This window comes from Plantactinospora sp. DSM 117369 (assembly GCF_053764795.1).
In genome coordinates, this window is the sequence record NZ_CM132446.1 from 9,354,693 (window position 1) to 9,373,015 (window position 18,323).

The following is an 18,323-nucleotide window of genomic DNA, read 5'->3' on the forward strand; positions in this document are numbered from 1 at the left end:
TCCTTTCCGAGGAAACGGGGGGATATGCGGCGACGAACCTTTTGGTCGCATCCCGTGAAAAAGACGTTCCCGGTACGCCGGGTGCCAAACCCGCCGTACGGTCAGCGCCGGGTCGTGCCGTGCGGCAGTACCAGGTTTGCCCGGCCGGGCACCGGGGACCCGCGCCACATGGCGACAGACGCAGCGGAACAGCGCCGGTTGGCCTCGGTGGTGGAGAGCTGGCTCGGCAGGGGCGTACTGGTGGTCGGCGACGCGATGCTGGACGAATGGCGGTTCGCCGAGTCGGACCGGCTGTGCCGGGAAGCACCGGCGCCGGTGTTGACCCTGCGCCGTCGGCTGACCGCGGCCGGTGGCGCCGCGAACACCGCCGTCAACCTCACCGCGCTGGGCGGCCGGGCGGCACTGGTCGCCCCGGTCGGCGCTGACGTGGCCGGTGACGAACTGCACGACTGCCTGGACCGGGCCGGTGTCTGGGACCGGACCATCAGCCAGCCCGGTCGGCCGACGCCGGTGAAGCGCCGGCTGCTCGCCGCCGACCAGATCCTGCTGCGCGAGGACGAGGGCGACGCCGACGAGACGCTGCCCGAGGAGGGCGTACACCGGATGCTCAACGCGCTCGCCCGGGCGACCGAGGAGCTGCGGGCGGACCGGGACGGCCAGCCACCGACCCTGGTGGTCTGCGACTACGGCCTGGGTGCGCTGCCCGAGGCGGTACGGAGCTGGCTGGTCCGGCACCGCGACTCCTTCGCCACCGTGGCCCTGGACGCGCACGACCTGGCCTACTGGCGTGGGCTCGCCCCGACCGTGGTGACCCCGAGCTTCGCCGAGGCGACCCGGCTGCTCAACGAGGCGGTCTCCGCCGGTCCGGCCAGCCCGACGTCGGCGGTCGCCGGCACCCGGGTCAGCGTCGCCGAGGACGGCAGCACGGTGGCGACCGGCGGTAAGGCCGACGCCACCGGCGGCATGCGCGACGCCGGCAGCGGAACGGGCGACACCGACAGCGCGGACGCCGGCAAGGACGCCGCTGCCGCCGGCAAGGACGCCGCTGCCGCCGCCAGGGGGTCGGGCGCCGCCGGCATCGGGAAGAACGCCGGTGGGCCGGCACCGGCGGTCGCCGCCGGTGGCACCGAGGACGGCGGCCGGGACGGGGACGGCTCCGCCGCGCCGGAGGGTACGCCGCCGGGCAGCGGCGACGGCCCGGGTCCGGTCGGCGGGGACGGCCTCACGGTGACCAGTGACGAGATCGGGGTCTCCGGCGACGACATCGTGGTGGCCGGTGACGAGACGTCGAGCGCCGCCGGTGGACGTCCGGTCGCGGCCGGCGGCGCCAGCCGGGCGCTGGTCGCCCAGGCCCGCCTCGCCGAGCTGCGGGAACGCACCGGTGCGGACGTGGTGGCGGTGACCCTGGACGCCGAGGGCGCGGTGGTGGGCGGGGCCGACGGGCGGTCCCGGCGCAGCCACGCGACTCCGGTACCGGCGAGTTACGCGGTCGGCGCCGGTGACGCGTACCTGGCCGCGATGACGCTGGCGCTGGCCGCGAACGCCCCACTGCCGACCGCTGCGCAGTTGGCCCAGCTCGCCGCGACCACCACCGTCTCGGACACCGGCACCTGTGTCTGCCTGCGCGAGGACCTGCTCGCGGCGCTCGGCTCGGCCGGCGAGGAACCGGCCCGGATCGTGCTGGACCGGGACGCCCTGGTGGAACTCGTCGCGCGGCACCGGGCCGAGGGGCGGGCCGTGGTCTTCACCAACGGCTGCTTCGACGTACTGCACCGGGGGCACGTGCGCTATCTCGACCAGGCACGCGAACTCGGCGACCTGCTGGTGGTGGCGGTCAACTCGGACGACAGCGTACGGCGGCTCAAGGGCACGGACCGGCCGGTGAACCCGGTGGAGGACAGGGTGGCGGTGCTCGCCGCGCTCTCCTGTGTGGACCACGTGGTGGTCTTCGAGGAGGACTCGCCGAGCGCGCTGATCGAGGCGATCCGCCCCGACGTGTACGTCAAGGGCGGCGACTACCCGCCGGACATGGTCCCGGAGGCACCCCTGGTACGCCGGCTCGGCGGCCAGGTCCGCACCCTCGGCTACGTACCCGACAAGTCCACCTCGGCGGTGATCGACCGGATCCGCTCGCACGGCGACGACCGGCGCCAGGCGGCGGCCGCCCGTTCCGGGGACGGGGCCGGCCAGCGCCACTCCTCGCCGGACGGCGGCCAGCGCCACTCCTCGCCGGACGGCGGCCAGGGCGCCTCGCCGGAGGGGAGCAGGGAGGCCGTTCCCGCTTCGGCGGACCCCGGCGGCACGGTGTCCGGGCCGAGCCGCCGGGCGTGAGCGCGGGTCCACATCGCGCCCAGGGCGGCGCGGCGCCGAGGACGATCACCCGCCCGCTCGACCCGGGCAGCGCGGCGGACTTCCGTACGCCCCGGCTGCTGGACGTGCTGGTGCCGACCCGGAACCGCCCCGCCGAGCTGGCGGTCACCCTGGCCGGGCTGGCCGCCCAGCGCCCCGCCGGGGCCGGCACGCAGGCCGCCGACACCGGCCCGGCCGGGTCGGAGGGGTCGGACGGGTTCGGGGTGGTGGTCAGCGACCAGTCCGACGGGGAACCCGGCTGGGCCGAACCCGCAGCGGCGGCGATGGTGCGGGTACTCCGGCACCGGGGCCATCCGGTGCTGCTCACCCGCCGGCTGCCCCGGCGGGGCCTGGCCGAGCACCGCGCCTACCTGCTGGACGCCTCGGCGGCCCGGTACGTGCTCTTCCTCGACGACGACGTCTGGCTCGAACCCGGCAGCGTCGACCGGCTGCTCACCGCGATCCGGGAACTCGACTGCGGCTTCGTCGGCAACGCGGTGCACGGGCTCTCCTATCTGGACGACGTACGGCCGGAGACGCACCGGCACTACGCCGAGTGGGAGGGTCCGCCGGAGCCGGAGCGGCTCCGCCCGGGCACGCCGGAGTGGGACCGGGCGCAGATCCACTCCGCCGCCAACCTGCTGCACGTCACGGAGGCGCGGCGGCTGCCGGCCGGGCAGTGGCGGGCGTACAAGGTCTCCTGGATCGGCGGCTGCGTGCTCTACGACCGGTCCCGGCTGCGTGCGGCGGGCGGGTTCGACTTCTGGACCCGGCTCGATCCGGGGCACCAGGGCGAGGACGTGGCCGCCCAGCTCGCCGTGATGGCCCGGTACGCCGGAGCCGGCGTCCTGCCCAGCGGGGCGTACCACCTGGAGGCGCCGACCACGGTGACCGAGCGGACCATGGAGGCCTGGGAGGTCACCGCCCGGTCAGATCGGCCACCGCCGCCAGCACCTCCACCACCGGCACGTCGGTGACGAAGGAGACCCGGTGCGGGCAGGCCGGCCCACCGCCGCCCCGGGCCGGATAGATCTCCCGGCTACAGTCCCGGCCGCAGACCGGGCAGTTCAGGGTCCACGAGGCGATCGGCCGGTGCCGGGCGCGCAGCGGCGTCGCACAGTTGATCACGTTGCCGACCCAGAAGATGCCGACCGTCGGGGTGTCGAGCGCGGCGGCGACGTGCACCGGACCGGTGTCGTTGGCCACCACCACCTCGCAGCCGGCGTAGCAGCCGATCAGGCCGCCGAGCGAGAGCTCACCGACCACCGAGCGGACCGGCCGGCGGGCCGCCGCCACTACCTGCCCGGCAAGGTCCCGCTCGTCCGGGGTACCGGTCACCAGCACCTCGTAGCCGTCGTCGACGAGTTGGTCGGCGACCTCGGCGAAACGCTCCGGCGGCCAGCGGCGACGCGGATCGCTCGCCCCGGGGTGCAGGGCGATCCGGGGGCGTACCGGCTCGCCCAGCACCGTGCGCGCCTCGGCCAGGTCCGCCTCGGTGGCGACGAGCCGGGGCACCAGGCCGGTCGGGCTGGCGCCGACCAGGCCGGCGACCTCCAGGTAGCGGACCACCTCCGGCTGGTAGTAGACGTACCGGAGCCACCGGTCCAGCGGCGGTGCGTCCTCGCTGCGCAACCCGGCGGTCACCCGGGCACCGAGCCCGGCGACCAGCGGATTGGAGTTGGCCCCGCCGCCGTGCATCTGGAGCGCGAGGTCGAATTGCTCCCGGCGGGCGGCGTCGAGGAACCGGGCCATCGACTCCGCCGACGGTTCCGGTTCGTCCGGTCCGGCCACCCGGATGCCGTGCGCGGGCGGCACCACCAGCACCCGGTCGACCGGGCCGGGCCGGTCCCGGAGCAGCCGCTCGTGCCAGGGCGCGCCGATCAGCACCAGTTCGGCGTTCGGATAGCCGGCCCGCAGCGCGTCGAGCGCCGGCAGCGCGAAGATGAAGTCGCCGAGCGCGTTGGCCCGCAGTACGGCGATCCGCTCGACGTCACCGACGAGATCGCGCACCTTGCCGGTCATCTGGTACGGGTCCGCTCAGCCCGTGAACCCGGGGCCCGGGGTACCGGCGGCGGTGTCCGGCCGGTGCAGTTCCCGGTCGGCGGCCGGGTCCACGCCGCCGGGCCGAACGCCGGCTCCAGCGGTACGCCCGGCGCGCTGGCCCGGGTCGTGGCGGCGGCCGCCGATGGTGATGGTCCGCCGGCCCGGCCGGGGCGCCTTCGGCAGCCTGACGGTGAGCAGACCGTGGTCCATCACGGCGTCGATCCGATCCGGGTCGACCGGTGCCGGCAGGTGCACCCGGTGCTCGAAGGCTCGGGCCTGCGATCCGCTGCCGACCATTCCGTGGTCGGCGTTGACCTCGGCCTCGGAGCGGGCCCGGATGCACAGCTCGCGGTCGTCGAGTTCCAGGGCCACCTCCTCCGGGGCCACCCCGGGCAGCCGAGCCACCACCGTCCAGCCGTCGTCGCTCGGACTCAGCTCGACGTCCGGCTGCCCGCCCCGGCCGCCGACCAGCGCGGAACCGACCAGCCGGCCGAGTTCCGCGCGGAGCGCCTGCAACTCACCGAGCGGGTCCCAACCCCGGTCTCCGGTGCCACGTCCTGGCTCAGCCATGCCGCCGTCTTTCCTCCCGTCGTGTCCTGCCGTTCGTCGGATCCACCGCCCGCCACCCACCGGCCGGCACGGTCTTCGCCGAGCCCTGCTCCTTCGCCGAGCCCTGCTCCTTGGCCGGGTCCTGCTCCTTGGTCGCGCCCCTGATGCTTCGCCGGGTCCTGGTTTCTCGCCGGTCGGTTTATCCGGATCGACAGCGCCCGGATCGGCCCGTGGCCAGGGTCGCCTGCGCCGCTCACCGCTTCTCGGGTCGGTCCGCGGACGCCGCGGCGGTGGTCCTGGGGCGCAGCGAACTCGGCGCGTTCAGGTCGGCCTCCGGATCCACCCCGACGCCGAGCCGGTCCACCAGTTCGCCACCGAGCCAGGCGCCGAGCCCGGCACCGGCCACCGCCACCACCTCGATCGCGACCAGGGCACCGCCGGCCGCCCGGGTGTCCGCGGCCAGCCGCACCGCCCAGACCGCGGCGAAGAGCAGCAACACGGCGATGTTCGTCGAGGCGTGCGCCACCCCCACCCGCTTGGCCCGGGTCCCGGACGGTACGGCCAGCAGGTCCACCGCACCGGCCATCACCGCCAGTACCCCGCCGATCAGGCCGACCAGGATGTTCCAGTAGGCCAGCTCGCCGAGGAAGGCCGGGCCGCCGGCCACGTCGATAATGTCGAAGATCGTGGCGGACACGAAGAGGGCGATCGGGAACATCACCAGCATCGGATGGACCGGGTGCCCGAGCACCTTGAGTCGGCTCTCCATCATCGTCGCCTCCCAGGCTCAGCGGATGCCGGCGCCGCAGCCGTCGTACCCGACGGACTCGTCATGTAGGTCGCGGTCGCGGCTACCCGCTGCTGACGCCGTACCCGAATTGTCCGTCCGCAAACCCTCCGTACCGAGCTGTTCCGCTATTTCGGGGCTGAATGGTGGTGCTGGCGGGCCCCCGGGTGCCGGGCCAGCGCCCGCCAGTCGGCGACTACCACCCCGAGCAGCACGGCGTTCGCGGTGCAGAGGATCAGCAGCGGCGAGAGGAAGATCATCGGCGGGCCGAGGAGCACGAGCACGCCGAAGCCGACCAACCGGGACCGGGCGACCCCGCCCAGCACCCGGTACGCGAAGAGGGCCCGGGCAAGCAGGAACAGTGCCGGTCCGCTCATGATCGCCGCGACCTTGGGCGAGGTGGTCCGCCCGAACGGATGGTCGATCACGATGTGGTCGCCGACCGCCGTCACCACCACCCCGGCCAGCATCAGCAGGTGGGCGTAGGAGGCCGAACGGCCGATCCGGACCGGGTCGGCGGCCGACCGGATCGCCTCGCCCATCAGGGCACTGCCCCGGTGGAAGTAGACCAGCCAGAGCAGCACCGCGCCGACGAAGGCGAGCACGAAGGCCAGGGTCCGCTCGGCGGTGAAGTCGCCGCTCTCCAGTGCCGCCCCGGCGACCAGGATCAGCTCACCGAAGGCGATGGTGATGAACTGGAAGTAGCGCGCCGACAGGTGCTCGCCGGCCACCGTCCACTCGGAGATCCGCTGCCGGCCCAGTCCCGGAGTCGGATACTGGAGCATGTCCGCCGAGTAGTCGATCACCACGGCGACGATCCAGAGCGCGCCCCGCAGCGGGTCCTCGGCGAGCGCCCCGGCGATCCACGGTACGGCGGAGAAGAGATACCAGCAGAGGATCCTGCCGACCCGGTGCCGGGCCTCCCGGCCCCGGACGATCAGCAACAGGTAGATCCCCCGGACGATGTGCACCCCGACGTACGCCCCGGCGAAGACCAGGTCACGATCGCCGTACGCCTCCGGCAGGGCGGCGGCCAGCAGCAGGCTGCCGAGCATGGTGCCGACGATCAGGAGCTGGATCGACGGGCGGGACGGGTCGAAGCGGGCGACCACCCAGGCAGTGGCGGACCAGGCCCACCAGACCGCCAGCAGCAGGACGGTCATCCGGAACGCGCCGGCCCAGGTGAGGTCGCCGACCAGCTCGTTGGTGAGCTTGGTGAGCGCGAAGACGTAGACCAGATCGAAGAAGAGTTCGACGAAAGCCGGCCCGTACAGCCCGCCACCACCGCGCGTCGACCGCCGGTCCCCGTCCCGCTCCATCAGCCCGCCCCCGCCCAGCTTGCCAGCCGGGCGGCGGGTCGCGGGCCGGGTTCGGCGGAGCCGGCGCGGGAGGATCAGTCCTGGTCGCAGCGCTCGACGCGGATGCCGTCGCGGCGTAGCTGCCGGTGGACCCGGTCGGCGGGGTACCGATCCACGACACCACCGCGTAGACCACACGCCCAGGGCAGGCGAGCCGTGGAGGCCCGCCGCGCAGCTGTAGGCATCAACGGTCCCGCACTAGGGGATTACAAATCCGAGCCTCGGATTGGAAACCCGCAGCTCAGGACGGCTACTTACGGGCGCTTCCGGGTGGTGGGCGCGTCGAGGCCCAGGGTCGCGGTGGCCTCGTTGATCACGTCGGCGTACGGGTCGGACAGCTCGCCGGACTCGATCGCGGCCATGAGAGAAGAACTGGGTCGCCGTCTTCAGCCGCTGACAGCGGCGGGGCGGTGGCTGTGGCGGTCCACCGCACGATGATCGATATGGGCTCGGCCTACGGCCCGGGCCAAAGGCCGGTGGGCGGGCGCCTGACGACTGATCCAGCCGTCACGCGCCTGCCCGGTGGACGACGTCGCTGACGGAGATGACGGGGATTCCCCGTGCGGCGATGGCGTCCATGATCATATTGAAGTCGGTTTGCGAGATCTCGGCAGGGTCCTTGGGCGCACCGGTCACGATCTGGTGGAAGACCAGGTTGAGCCAGCCGCCGTTGGTCGCCACCCGGTCGAGCATCCCGCCCTTCCCGGTCAGCTTCCTGTGGTTGTTCGGGCCTTTCGAGAGCGAGCTGATGGAGGACAGGCCGCGCATCCGGTGCGGCATCGCCGCCGGGCACGCGTCGATCGCCGTGTGCGTCGACACACCTACCTCGGACAGGATCGTCCGCGCCGACCCGAAGTGGCGGGCCACCAGCTGGTCGACGGGCACGCCGTCGACGGTTTTCTCGTACTGGCCGCCCGGGTAGGCGAAGCTGTCACCGTGGAAGCCGTTGCTGACCAGCCACGCTTTCAGCTCGCGGGCATCGTCGTCCACCTGCTGTGCGGTCAGCTTCGGGTAGCGGGTGGCGTGCGCCGATGACGCGTACGAGTGCCCGGCGATCTCCCAACCGGACGTGTCCTGCAACGACCGCAGCTCGGCGAGGGTGAGCTTGCCAGGGGTTCCGATCGCGTCCGCGATCGTGTACTGCGTGCCCGGGAAGCCCAACGCGTCCATCTTCCGGATGGCCAGCCGGGCGGAGGCGTTGGAATCGTCGAAGGTGACCGAGACGATGCCGTCCGGCCACATCGACACCCCCGAGTCGATGACCTCGACCGCCTGCAGCCACAGGGTGACCGGGCCCGTGCCCTTGTCGGACACCTGGATCTGCATGTCCGTGAACCCGGCGGTCGTGCTCGGCGCACCCGTCGGCGACAGCCTGTAGGCGCCCGCAACAGTGTTGATCTCCGACCACTGGAGGGTCACGGTGACCCAGTCACCGGCCAGGCCGATCTGCGACGACCTGGTGCTGGCGTTGAACCGCCACTTGAGGTTGTTCGCCATGCCGGACGTACCGACGAAGAAACTGAGGCTGTTGACCCTGGTGTAGTTGTCCACCCGCAGCAGCAGGCGCAACGCCTTGCCGGTCAGGTTGATCGCCGGCAGGCCGAACCGGCGCAGCGTCGCCGTGGCGCCCGCCCCGTTGGTCGTGATCGATGCCGACTGGCTGCCATGCACGAATACCGCGGTGTCGTTGAGGTTGGAGCCGCCGATCGTGCCGGCGGCGGTCCACCCGTGCCCGGCCTGCATCGCCGTGACCATGCGCGAGGCGTCCCCCCACCTCGGCGGAGAAGCGGGATCCCGCCACCTCGACGGAAGTCCCGTCGCGATGGCGGCCACAGGCATTGCCACCCCGACCGCACCGGCGACGAGCAACCCTCGCCGAGAAACCTTCGCATGCCTCACGGCCGCCAGTCTGGCTTATGGTCATAGCGTACGGCGTCCCGGGGCAGCCGGCGACGGGACGAATTTACGCGCCGCCGCCCGGGACCGCCACGGCCAAGCGCTCTCTGCACGAGCGGCTCTCGCCGGGCGCACTCACGCCCCATCGCGATCTTGTTCAAGGTCCCGAGGATCCGTGCCTGCCCTACCCACGTCCCATGCCGGGATCCGTACGACCAGACGCCACCGACCACCGGCGATCTACCGGCGACGACAGAACACCCTGACAGCCCGGCCCGTCCGACGCGGCAGACCGCCGATGACCGCGCCGACCGCCGCCGAATGGCGGCCCGACCCTCTACTGACCATCGATGACGTCACCGCCTGGCTCGGCAAGCCAAAGAACACCCTCTACGCCTGGCACAGCCGAGGCACGGGGCCACGTGCCATCCGGGTCGGCAACACCCTGCGCTACCGGCGCAGCGAGGTCGAACGCTGGCTCGACAACCACACCGACCCGGAGCGGTGAGCCATGGCACGACCTCCACTACCCATCGGCACCTGGGGCAACATCCGTACCGAGAAGGTCGGCCCCAACCGGTACTGCGCCCGAGCCCGATTCCGCGATCACGACGTAGATACGAGACCAGCGTCCGTGTCTCGATCGTGCCCGTCCTGGGCCTCCTGCGCATCCGAGAGGCCGGCGCGGGCCGCATCGACAAGTTCCTGCGCAAGGTCGCAGAGGATCGCCCGTCAGCCGCCAGAAGCGCAAAGGTCGTCCTCGGGCAGATGCTCGCCCTGGCCGTACGCCGTGGCGCGCTGACGACCAACCCCATCCGCGAGACCGGTCGACTACGTAACCCAAGCCGCAAGGTGGTCGCTCTGGAAACGGAGCAACTGGACGACGTTCGCGCGGCCATCCGGAAGTGGCAACAGCCCACACCGGGCAAGTCGGGACCCCGGCCAACCACCGATCTGGCCGACATCGTCGACCTCATGCTCGCCACCGGCGCCCGCATCGGCGAGATCCTGGCGCTGCGCTGGGAAGACGTGGACCTCGCCGCCGAACACCCGACCCTGACCATCTGCGGCACGATCGTCTACGTCAAGGGCAAGGGCTTCTTCCGGCAGGAGTGGACGAAGTCCGACGCCGGCCACCGGGCAGTTGTTCTGCCTCGGTTCGCGGTCGGGATGTTGATGGCCCGCAAGATCACCACTGCCGACAACCCGCACGATGCGATCTTCGCCTCCCGGCGTGGCACCTGGCTGTCCCCGCAGAACGTTCGTCGCCAGTGGCGCCAAGCCCGCGCGGACACTGGTCTCGAATGGGTGACTCCGCACACGTTCCGCAAGACCGTCGCCACCCTCATCGACAAGGAGGCCAACGCCGACCGCGCCGCCGCCCAACTCGGCCACAAGACCAAGGAGATCACCATGAAGCACTACATCGTCAAGCCCGCCCTCGCCCCGGACAGTTCTCACATACTCGAACAGCTCGGCGCAACTCAGGCGGCCACCGGACCTGAACGCCGAGGTCACGGGCCGCGCCAAGCCGCCTAACCCCCGCACGGACAGCGGCACCACACCCGCCGACATGTCGAACCTGATCGCCCACAGGCGTTTCTGGGGTTTTCGAGGGCTGATTCAAACCACATAGATAAACATGAGGCACTGACCGGCATTTCTGCTGGTCAGTGCCTCTCCCTGAGCCGCCTGACGGAATCGAACCGTCAACCTACGCTTGTCGACCGTTGGGGCGCCGGACTTGTCATTGATCGCGAGTTCTTGGCGTTGAGCTGCACAAACGCCGCCGACACCTGCACTGACCCGCATGTTCGGCCTTGTCTACCACCCGGACGCTCGGCTGGCAGGGAAAGATGTCAGACACCTGCCCTGCGAACGACGTCGCTCACCGGGATGACGGGGATGCCCCGTGCGGCGATGGCGTCCATGATCGTGTTGAAGTCGGTTTGGGTGATCTCAGCCGGGTCTGCGGGCGCTCCGGTCACGATCTGGTGGAAGACCAGGTTGAGCCAGCCGCCGTTGCTTGCCACCTTGTCGAGCATTCCGCCCGCCGCGGTCAGCTTGGTGGGCTTGTTCGGGCCGTTTGACAGGGAGCTGACCGAGGACAGGGCACGCATCCGGTACGGCATTGCCGCCGGAATCGCGTCGATCGCCGCGTGCGTCGACACCCCTACCTCGGACAGGATCGTCCGGGCCGAGCCGAAGTAGCGGGCCACCAGTTGGTCGACCGGCACCCCGTCGACGGTCTTCTCGTACTGACCGCCCGGGTACGCGAAGCTGTCGCCGTGGAAGCCGTTGCTGACCAGCCACGCCTTCAGGCTGCGGGCGTCGTCGTCCACCTGCTGCGCCGTGAGGTTCGGGTAGCGGGTGGCGTGCGCCGCCGACGCGTACGAGTGTCCGGCGATCTCCCAGCCGGACATGGCCTGCAGTGACCGCAACTCGGCGAGGGTTAGCCGGCCCGGCGTTCCGATCGCGTCCGCGATCGTGTACTGCGTGCCCCGGAAGCCCAGCGTGTCCATCTTCCGTACGGCCAGCCGGGCGGAGGCGTTGGAATCGTCGAAGGTGATGGAGATGATGCCATTCGGCCACGTCGACACCGCCGAGTCGACGAGCTCGACCGCTTGCAACCACAGGGTGACCGGACCCGTGCCCTTGTCGGAGACCTGGATCTGCATGTCCGTGAACCCGCTGGTGGTACTCGGCGCACCCGTCGGCGACAGGGTGTAGGCGCCGGCAACGGTGTTGATCTCCGACCACTGGAGAGTCACCACGACCCAGTCACCGGCCAGGCCGATCTGCGACGAACTGGTGTAGGCGTTGAACCGCCACTTGATGTTGTTCGCCAGGCCGGACGTCCCGACGAAGAAGTTGAGGGCGTTCACCCTCGTGTAGTTGTCCACCCGCAACAGCAGCCGTAACGCCTTGCCGGTCAGGTCGATCGCGGGCAGGCCGAACCGGCGCAGCGTCGCCGTGGCGCCCGCCCCGTTGGTCGTGATCGACGCCGACTGGCTGCCTCGGACGAAGACCGCGCTGTCGTTGAGGTTGGAGCCGCCGATCGTGCCGGTGCTCGTCCATCCGTGCCCGGCCTGCATCGACGTGACGATGCGGGAGGCGTCCCGCCACCCCGATGGGAAGGTTGGGGCGACCATCGGTGCTCCATCGCCGTACGCCGCCGACGTCGGTGCGCCCATTGCGGGCGTGGCGATGGCGGTCGTGGGCGCTGCCGCCCCGAGAGCACCGGCGGCGAGCAGGCCCCGCCGGGAAACCTTCACCTGTCTCATGGCCCGATAGTCTGCCGAACGACCGTGGCGTACGCGCACCCGGGCGGCGCCGATCCACGACCCGGGCCGCGCCGGCCGTTCCCGGCGCCATCCCCAAGCCAGGCCCCCGCGCCTATTCGATATTCGAACGCCATCGTCATCGATGGACGGCAATGCTCGATTTCAGTCCGGGCAGCCGGCGGGGAAACGTGTTACTGCGCCGGCTTCTGGGACAGCCACTGCCGAGCGCTCTGTAGCGGAATCGCGAAGAAGGTCGCGTTGCTCCACCGGATCGTTTGGCCGGGCATGTCGATCGGCTCGATCATCCAGGCGTCAACGACGCGCTGGCCGTCGATGTTCACGCTACCGCCACCGCGGCCGTCCGCGAATTCGATGCCGCGGAGCCAGCCGACACCGTCCGCGTCACCCCGCTGTCCCGCGGAGAATTCGACGACGAGGTCACCGACGTGGGGCCGCTTCATCCGCTCACGTAGCTCGGCGGAAAGCCAGGGCACGTTGGGGGATAGGGTCGACAACCACAACTCGTTAGCGAGCACTGCGATCAACTGAGTCTTGCTTACTGGCACGTACGAAATTATCTCATGTTATCGCCACGCAGCGAACACCCCGTTTCGGGCATTCCCTCTGCCGATCCCACCGGCAACAAGGCCCGAACCGGGCGGAATGCCGTAACGGGGCCGGTTACGGCGAGGGCGTCACCGCCGGGGCGCCGCCGGTCTCCCGCTTCTGGAGCACGTCGTTGCCGAGGTGTGACTTGACCAGGTCGTTCAGGACGACGTCCGCGCGCTCGTGGTCCTCCTCGATGGCGCTGCCGTCCGCGTGCGCGACCAGGCCGTACGCCAGGTAGTGACCGCGCACCTCCCAGGACAGGTTCGCCGCCGCCCGACTGACGATGTTGGACTTGTCACCCGCGACCATGCCCGCGAAGCGACCCTTCCCCTCCTCCACCGCCTTCTTGATCGCAGCCGCCGCGGTCAGTGCCTTCTCCCGGGTTTCCAGGTTGAAGATCCCCGCCGTCATGACCAGGGTGTCGTCGGGCGACATCAGTGTGGCCCGCACCACCTGGGTGCAGCCCGCCTTGGCCAGTTCCTCGGTGACGGCGCCGCTGGCGGCCGTCGCGCAGTTGTCGGACGACTGCGTCTTGAGGACCTTGAACGCACCCTCGGTTCCCGGCACCGTCTCGGAGTCGAAGACCTCGGCCACGGTCAACGGCGTCGGGTCGACCTGCCGGTCCGCGATCTGCCGATCCTGCTCGCTGGAGCGCCCGCTGCCTGGGCCCTGGAGGAAGTACCATCCGCCGCCGGCGCCGAGCGCGAGCAGCAGGACCAGCACGAAGACGAGCGGCGCGCGGGATCGACGCTTGCCACGCCGCGGGTTCCGCTCCGGGCCGCCGCCCTGACCGCCGCCGGCACCCTGCTCGCGGCGCGGTTGGCCGGACGGTGGGAAAACATTGCCCGTTCGGCTCGGCTGGTTTCCGTAACTCGGCGGATTCCCGTAACTCGGCGGGTTCCCGTAAACAGCCGGGCCGGGCGTCTCATACGTACTGCCGTCGCGGCCGTCCAGATAGGAATCGCCCGGGTGTTGAGACTGCGTCCCGGCGCCCCCCTGCCGAGCGGCGTCGGTACCGGCCGGGGCGTTCTGCCGACCCCAGTGCTGGCCCCGACCACGTGGGGTCGCGCCCTCGCGGTAGTCGTAGGTCACGGCGCAGACGGTAGCTGAAAGACCGAAGGATCACAGCAGAGGCATACGGTCAGGGCCGTTTCGTCCCTGCTTGGTAACAGCGGACTTCGCGAGAACGCTTCGTACGCGTAACATATGCGCCGCTACCGTGGGAGATCTTTCCCCTGACGAGAGCTGGTTTACGTGGGGTCCCAAATCCATCTTTTCGAGGTAATCCTCGCGGCGCTGGGCGTCGTGACGGCGTTCGCCCTGGCGGTACGAGTCTTCTGGCGCCGCGGAATGAAGCCGTGACGAAAGCGGCCAAAACCGCAAAGTCGACTCCGGGGCGGGCCGTACCCGCGGTCGCCCTCATGGTCGGTGGCTCGTCGCTCTGGCTGTACCACCATGCGACACGGTTCCAGAACTTCGATACCGATGTGTCCGCGTTCGAGATCGTTTATGCGTTCGCGTTCCTGATGTACTTCGGGCAGCTGCTGCTCGCGACGTTCGACCGGCCCAAGCGGACCACCCCGAAACAGGCCGCCCAGTTGGCCAAGCTCAAGGTCGTGGCGGTCGTTCCGCTCTACAACGAAGACGTCGACGCGGTCATCGCGACGGTGCGGGGCCTGCTCGCGCAGACCCGTCCCCTGGACGCGATCTTCATACGCGACGACGGCTCCAACAAGGTCGACTACGTGGCCACCGAGCTGTGGGCGATCGAAGCCGCGAACGAGGCGAACGTTCCGCTCGTGTGGATCCGCGACCGGAACCGGGGCAAGCGGGCCACGCACGTCGCCGCTTCGCTCCGGTACGCCGGCTGGGCCGATGCCTACCTGACAATCGACTCGGACTCGGTGCTCGCGCCGGACGCGCTCGAGAACCTGATGAAGCCGCTGGTCGACCCCAAGGTCATGTCGGTGGCCGGGGTGTTCTTCACCTACAACCTGAAGGGCCCCGTCGCCCGAGCCGTCGACCTGATCTGCACGGCGTCGCAGCTCACCGACCGGGCGGCCACCTCCGCGTTCGGGTCAGTACTGGTCAACTCGGGCGGCCTCTCGCTGTACCGGGCCCGGGTGATCGACGAGTCCCGGCACGGCTACGCGAACGAGACCTTCTTCGGGCGGCACGTCGAGTTCTCCGACGACTCCTACCTGACACTCCAGGCGCTGCTCCGGGGCAAAACCGTCCAGCAGGCGAACGCCTTCGCGTTCTGCGTCATGCCGGAAAAGTTCGGCAACCACCGGCGGCAGTTCATGCGGTGGCTGCGCGGCTCGTTCATCCGATCCTTCTGGCGCTTCAAGTACCTGCCGTTCAACCGGCTCGCGTACTGGTTCCACCTGCTCAAGTGGGTGCAGACCGTCGCCTCGACGATGGTGGTGTCCTGGCTGGCCGTGATCGATCCGGTGATCGATGCCGTCGCCTGGGCGCGCGGTGCAGGTGCCGACGCGTTGATCGCGGACGCGAAGATGCTCGGGCTGGCGCTCGGCATGCTCGTCGTGTTCGGCTACGTACAGTTACTGCGGATTTTCACCGTTCGGCGCTCCGATCAGAACCGGGCGGCACAGCTGGGCTGGTTCCTCCTCCTCGCCCCGATCGCCACCATCTGGCAATGGTCGGTGCTGCGGGTGTGGCGGATCTGGGCGATCGCCTCCTGCATGCGCTTCAAGTGGGGCACCCGGCAGAAGGTCGAGGTCGCGATTGGAGGTGACCATGAAAAGGTTCTTGCTGGTGCTACCGCTGCTGCTACTGGCTGGATGCGCGACGAAACCACCGTCTTCTTTCCAGGCCCGACAGTCGGCCGTCAGCACGATCGATCCAGCTACACGCGTTAGCCCGATCAAAGCCACCGTTTCGATGATCCGGGAGGACAAACCCGCGTTCGGCATCACGTCGGACCGGCCCCCTGCCGAGGAGTCCGACCTGACGGCGAAGGAGACGGGCTGCCGGCCGATGTGGCGCGGGGTCTACGCCTCGATCGGTGCCCCGTTCGAGTTGTCCCGGCTCACCGAGGCCGCGGGCACCCCGTTCCTGACGGTGCAGCCGAAAGACCTGGGCTCCACCGTGGAGCAGAAGTCCTGGTCGCTGTCGCAGACGATCGCGGGCAAGCGCGACGACATCTTCCGCTCCGTCGCCAACACCATCATCGAGTACGGCGACCTGGTCGTGATCCGGTACGCGCCGGAGATGAACGGCAACTGGTCGCCGTGGGGCGTGGGTGTCAACGGCAACACCCCGGCCCAGTACGTCAAGGCGTGGCGTCACGTGGTGGACCTGTTCCGGGAGGCGGGCGCGACCAACGTCCTCTGGATGTGGGCTCCGAACATCCTCCGCGGCGCGATCAACAAAGACCTCCACAAGTTCTGGCCGGGCGACAGCTACGTCGACCTGGTCGGGTTCACGGGTTACGGTGTCGGTAGTTCTTCGTTCGGCTTCGAGACGAAGGCGAGCCAGACGTTCGATCCGACCATGAAGCTTCTGGACAAGTACCCGAAGAAGCCGGTCGTCCTCGCCGAAACCGGAGTAAACGGAAAGTACAAGTCCAGGTGGATCAACAGTTTGGGTCCTTGGCTGAAGGACAACCCGAACGTGATCGGTCTCATCTGGACCGACGCGCCACCGCCGCATTCCAGCGCGGACTGGCGGTTCGACGAGACCCCGGACAATTTGAAGGCCTTCAAGAAGTCGGTCGTCCCGAACATGACCTGCCTTGACGAGTGACCGTTAGGCCGCGGCACCAACCTCTGGCCAATTTCGCGGTTCGGGCCCAACCGCCAGCACCGCTTCAGCCCATTGGGCTTGGCACGCCCATTTCATTTAGCAACAAGGGAGCAGCAGTGGCTGTCGACGTAGTCATACTCGGCCTCGGATATGTGGGGCTTCCGCTGGCCCGCGAGGCCACGCTGGCGGGTATGTCGGTAATCGGCTTCGACGTGAACGAAGCGTTGGTGGAAGCGCTCAACGCCGGCCGGTCCCACGTCGACGACCTATCCGACGACGACATCGTCGCCATGAAGGAAAGCGGCTTCCGCGCCACGACCGACGAGCGCGAGATCGCCGGGGCCGCCGCAGCCGTGATCTGCGTCCCGACGCCGCTGGCCGAGGAAGGAGGCCCGGACCTGGGCGCGGTCCAGTCCGCCACCGAGGCCGTCGCCCGCAACCTCCGGCCCGGGATGCTGGTCGTCCTGGAATCGACGACGTACCCGGGCACCACCGACGAGTTGGTGCGCCCGATCCTGGAGACCGGCGGCCTCCTCGCCGGCAAGGACTTCCACCTGGCGTTCTCGCCGGAGCGCATCGACCCGGGCAACAAGGAGTTCGGCCCCCGCAACACGCCCAAGGTCGTCGGCGGGCACACACCGGCGTGCACCGAGGCCGCCGCGGCCCTGTACGGCCGTTTCGTCGACACGGTCGTGCGTACCAAGGGCACCCGTGAAGCGGAGACGGCCAAGCTGCTCGAGAACACCTACCGGCACGTCAACATCGCGCTCGTCAACGAGATGGCCAAGTTCTGTCACCGGCTCGGGATCGACCTCTGGGACGTCATCCAGGCGGCGTCGAGCAAGCCGTTCGGTTTCCAGCCCTTCTACCCGGGTCCGGGGGTCGGCGGTCACTGCATCCCGATCGACCCGAACTACCTGAGCCACAACGTGCGCGTGAAGCTCGGCTACCCGTTCCGGTTCGTCGAGCTGGCGGAGGAAATCAACGCGACGATGCCGGCCTATGTGGCGCGGCGCGCCCAGAACATTCTCAACGACGCCGGCTTGGCGGTGAACGGCGCGACCGTGCTGCTGCTGGGCGTCACGTACAAGCCGAACATCGCGGACGAGCGCGAGTCGCCGGCCGTCCCGCTGGCTCGTGACCTGACCGCCCTCGGCGCGAAGCTCGCCTACCACGACCCGCACGTCCGCGACTGGCGCCCGGGCGTCGAGGCCCTGCCCGTCGACGACCTGGAGACCGCGGTCGCCTCGGCCGACCTGGTGATCCTGGTGCAGAACCACCGTGCCTACGACGCCGACCAGCTCGCCGCCAAGGCGAAGCGATTCTTCGACACGCGCGGCGTAACCCGCACCGACGAGGCGTTCCGGCTGTAGACGGGGGGCTGCGCTCGATCGCGGAGGGCCTCGGCGGTACGGCGATGGATCCCCGAGGCCAGGTTTCCGCATTGCCCGAGCAGCGCCCGCCTGCGAGGCGGGCTGATCGATGATTCCCAGCTGGAGCGACGCGAGATCTGGGCAGACCGACGGCATCGGACCGCCGCGGCAGCGTCAAGATGCCGTTCAAACGCCACCGGCACCGGCCACGACTGTCACGGCGGCAGGAGGCCGCCAACCGCGCGTGCATGGCCGTACTCGGGTGAATGCCAGCGGCGCTAGGTCCCCGCGCTGAGCCGCACCATGA

14 protein-coding genes and 2 pseudogenes are annotated in these 18,323 nt (G+C 70.0%); 8 read left to right on the forward strand and 8 right to left on the reverse strand.

Going from position 1 to position 18,323, the window contains the following annotated elements; all coding sequences use genetic code 11:
* Positions 1-168 precede the first annotated feature (168 nt).
* Both rfaE2 and ACSMXO_RS40160 read left to right on the forward strand, forming a co-directional pair.
* Entirely contained in the window at positions 169-2,331 is a 2,163-nt protein-coding gene (gene rfaE2, locus ACSMXO_RS40155) for a D-glycero-beta-D-manno-heptose 1-phosphate adenylyltransferase (RefSeq protein ID WP_455415941.1), read from the forward strand.
* 44 nt (positions 2,332-2,375) lie between these two features.
* On the forward strand, positions 2,376-3,326 hold the full coding sequence (locus tag ACSMXO_RS40160) for a glycosyltransferase family 2 protein (RefSeq protein ID WP_346257326.1): 951 nt from the start codon (positions 2,376-2,378) through the stop codon (positions 3,324-3,326).
* On the opposite strand, the gene ACSMXO_RS40165 is transcribed toward ACSMXO_RS40160, so the two are convergent.
* From ACSMXO_RS40165 to ACSMXO_RS40185, 5 genes are all read right to left on the reverse strand, one after another.
* On the reverse strand, positions 3,268-4,371 hold the full coding sequence (locus tag ACSMXO_RS40165) for a glycosyltransferase family 9 protein (RefSeq protein ID WP_455415942.1): 1,104 nt from the start codon (positions 4,369-4,371) through the stop codon (positions 3,268-3,270). The genes ACSMXO_RS40160 and ACSMXO_RS40165 overlap by 59 nt on opposite strands.
* A gap of 15 nt (positions 4,372-4,386) precedes the next feature.
* The gene (locus ACSMXO_RS40170) at positions 4,387-4,962 is read right to left on the reverse strand and encodes an Hsp20/alpha crystallin family protein (protein WP_455415943.1); all 576 of its coding nucleotides are present in this window, start codon (positions 4,960-4,962) and stop codon (positions 4,387-4,389) included.
* A gap of 232 nt (positions 4,963-5,194) precedes the next feature.
* A complete protein-coding gene (locus ACSMXO_RS40175) occupies positions 5,195-5,710 on the reverse strand; it encodes a DUF2231 domain-containing protein (RefSeq protein WP_346257325.1) in 516 nt (171 codons plus the stop codon).
* 146 nt (positions 5,711-5,856) lie between these two features.
* Positions 5,857-7,047 (reverse strand): low temperature requirement protein A, encoded by a 1,191-nt coding sequence (locus ACSMXO_RS40180; protein WP_455415944.1) that lies wholly within the window; start codon positions 7,045-7,047, stop codon positions 5,857-5,859.
* Between the two features lie 546 nt (positions 7,048-7,593).
* The gene (locus tag ACSMXO_RS40185; RefSeq protein WP_455415945.1) at positions 7,594-8,829 is read right to left on the reverse strand and encodes a polysaccharide deacetylase family protein; all 1,236 of its coding nucleotides are present in this window, start codon (positions 8,827-8,829) and stop codon (positions 7,594-7,596) included.
* A gap of 451 nt (positions 8,830-9,280) precedes the next feature.
* Here ACSMXO_RS40185 and ACSMXO_RS40190 point away from each other — a divergent pair, with 451 nt between their 5' ends.
* A complete protein-coding gene (locus ACSMXO_RS40190) occupies positions 9,281-9,490 on the forward strand; it encodes a helix-turn-helix transcriptional regulator (RefSeq protein ID WP_455415946.1) in 210 nt (69 codons plus the stop codon).
* A gap of 3 nt (positions 9,491-9,493) precedes the next feature.
* A pseudogene (locus ACSMXO_RS40195) lies at positions 9,494-10,521 on the forward strand (tyrosine-type recombinase/integrase).
* Between the two features lie 320 nt (positions 10,522-10,841).
* On the opposite strand, the gene ACSMXO_RS40200 reads toward ACSMXO_RS40195, so the two are convergent.
* The 3 genes from ACSMXO_RS40200 to ACSMXO_RS40210 all read right to left on the reverse strand — a co-directional run bounded on the left by ACSMXO_RS40200 (position 10,842) and on the right by ACSMXO_RS40210 (position 13,967).
* Positions 10,842-12,266, reverse strand: coding sequence for a polysaccharide deacetylase family protein (locus ACSMXO_RS40200; protein WP_455415947.1), 1,425 nt, complete (start codon positions 12,264-12,266; stop codon positions 10,842-10,844).
* A gap of 191 nt (positions 12,267-12,457) precedes the next feature.
* On the reverse strand, positions 12,458-12,832 hold the full coding sequence (locus ACSMXO_RS40205) for a hypothetical protein (protein ID WP_346257109.1): 375 nt from the start codon (positions 12,830-12,832) through the stop codon (positions 12,458-12,460).
* A 115-nt stretch (positions 12,833-12,947) separates the two neighbouring features.
* On the reverse strand, positions 12,948-13,967 hold the full coding sequence (locus tag ACSMXO_RS40210) for a hypothetical protein (protein ID WP_455415948.1): 1,020 nt from the start codon (positions 13,965-13,967) through the stop codon (positions 12,948-12,950).
* A gap of 329 nt (positions 13,968-14,296) precedes the next feature.
* Here ACSMXO_RS40210 and ACSMXO_RS40215 point away from each other — a divergent pair, with 329 nt between their 5' ends.
* From ACSMXO_RS40215 to ACSMXO_RS40230, 4 genes and pseudogenes are all read left to right on the forward strand, one after another.
* Complete coding sequence (locus ACSMXO_RS40215) at positions 14,297-15,757, forward strand: glycosyltransferase (RefSeq protein WP_455415949.1); 1,461 nt, start codon at positions 14,297-14,299, stop codon at positions 15,755-15,757.
* On the forward strand, positions 15,654-16,643 hold the full coding sequence (locus ACSMXO_RS40220; RefSeq protein WP_455415950.1) for a glycoside hydrolase family 26 protein: 990 nt from the start codon (positions 15,654-15,656) through the stop codon (positions 16,641-16,643). Before ACSMXO_RS40215 ends, ACSMXO_RS40220 begins: the two co-directional genes overlap by 104 nt.
* A 116-nt stretch (positions 16,644-16,759) precedes the next feature.
* Positions 16,760-18,016 carry a nucleotide sugar dehydrogenase gene (locus ACSMXO_RS40225; RefSeq protein WP_455419421.1) on the forward strand — a complete coding sequence of 419 codons (1,257 nt, stop codon included), beginning with the start codon at positions 16,760-16,762 and terminating at the stop codon, positions 18,014-18,016.
* A gap of 164 nt (positions 18,017-18,180) precedes the next feature.
* Positions 18,181-18,261: pseudogene (locus ACSMXO_RS40230) on the forward strand (IS5/IS1182 family transposase); the annotation flags it as partial.
* Positions 18,262-18,323 lie beyond the last annotated feature (62 nt).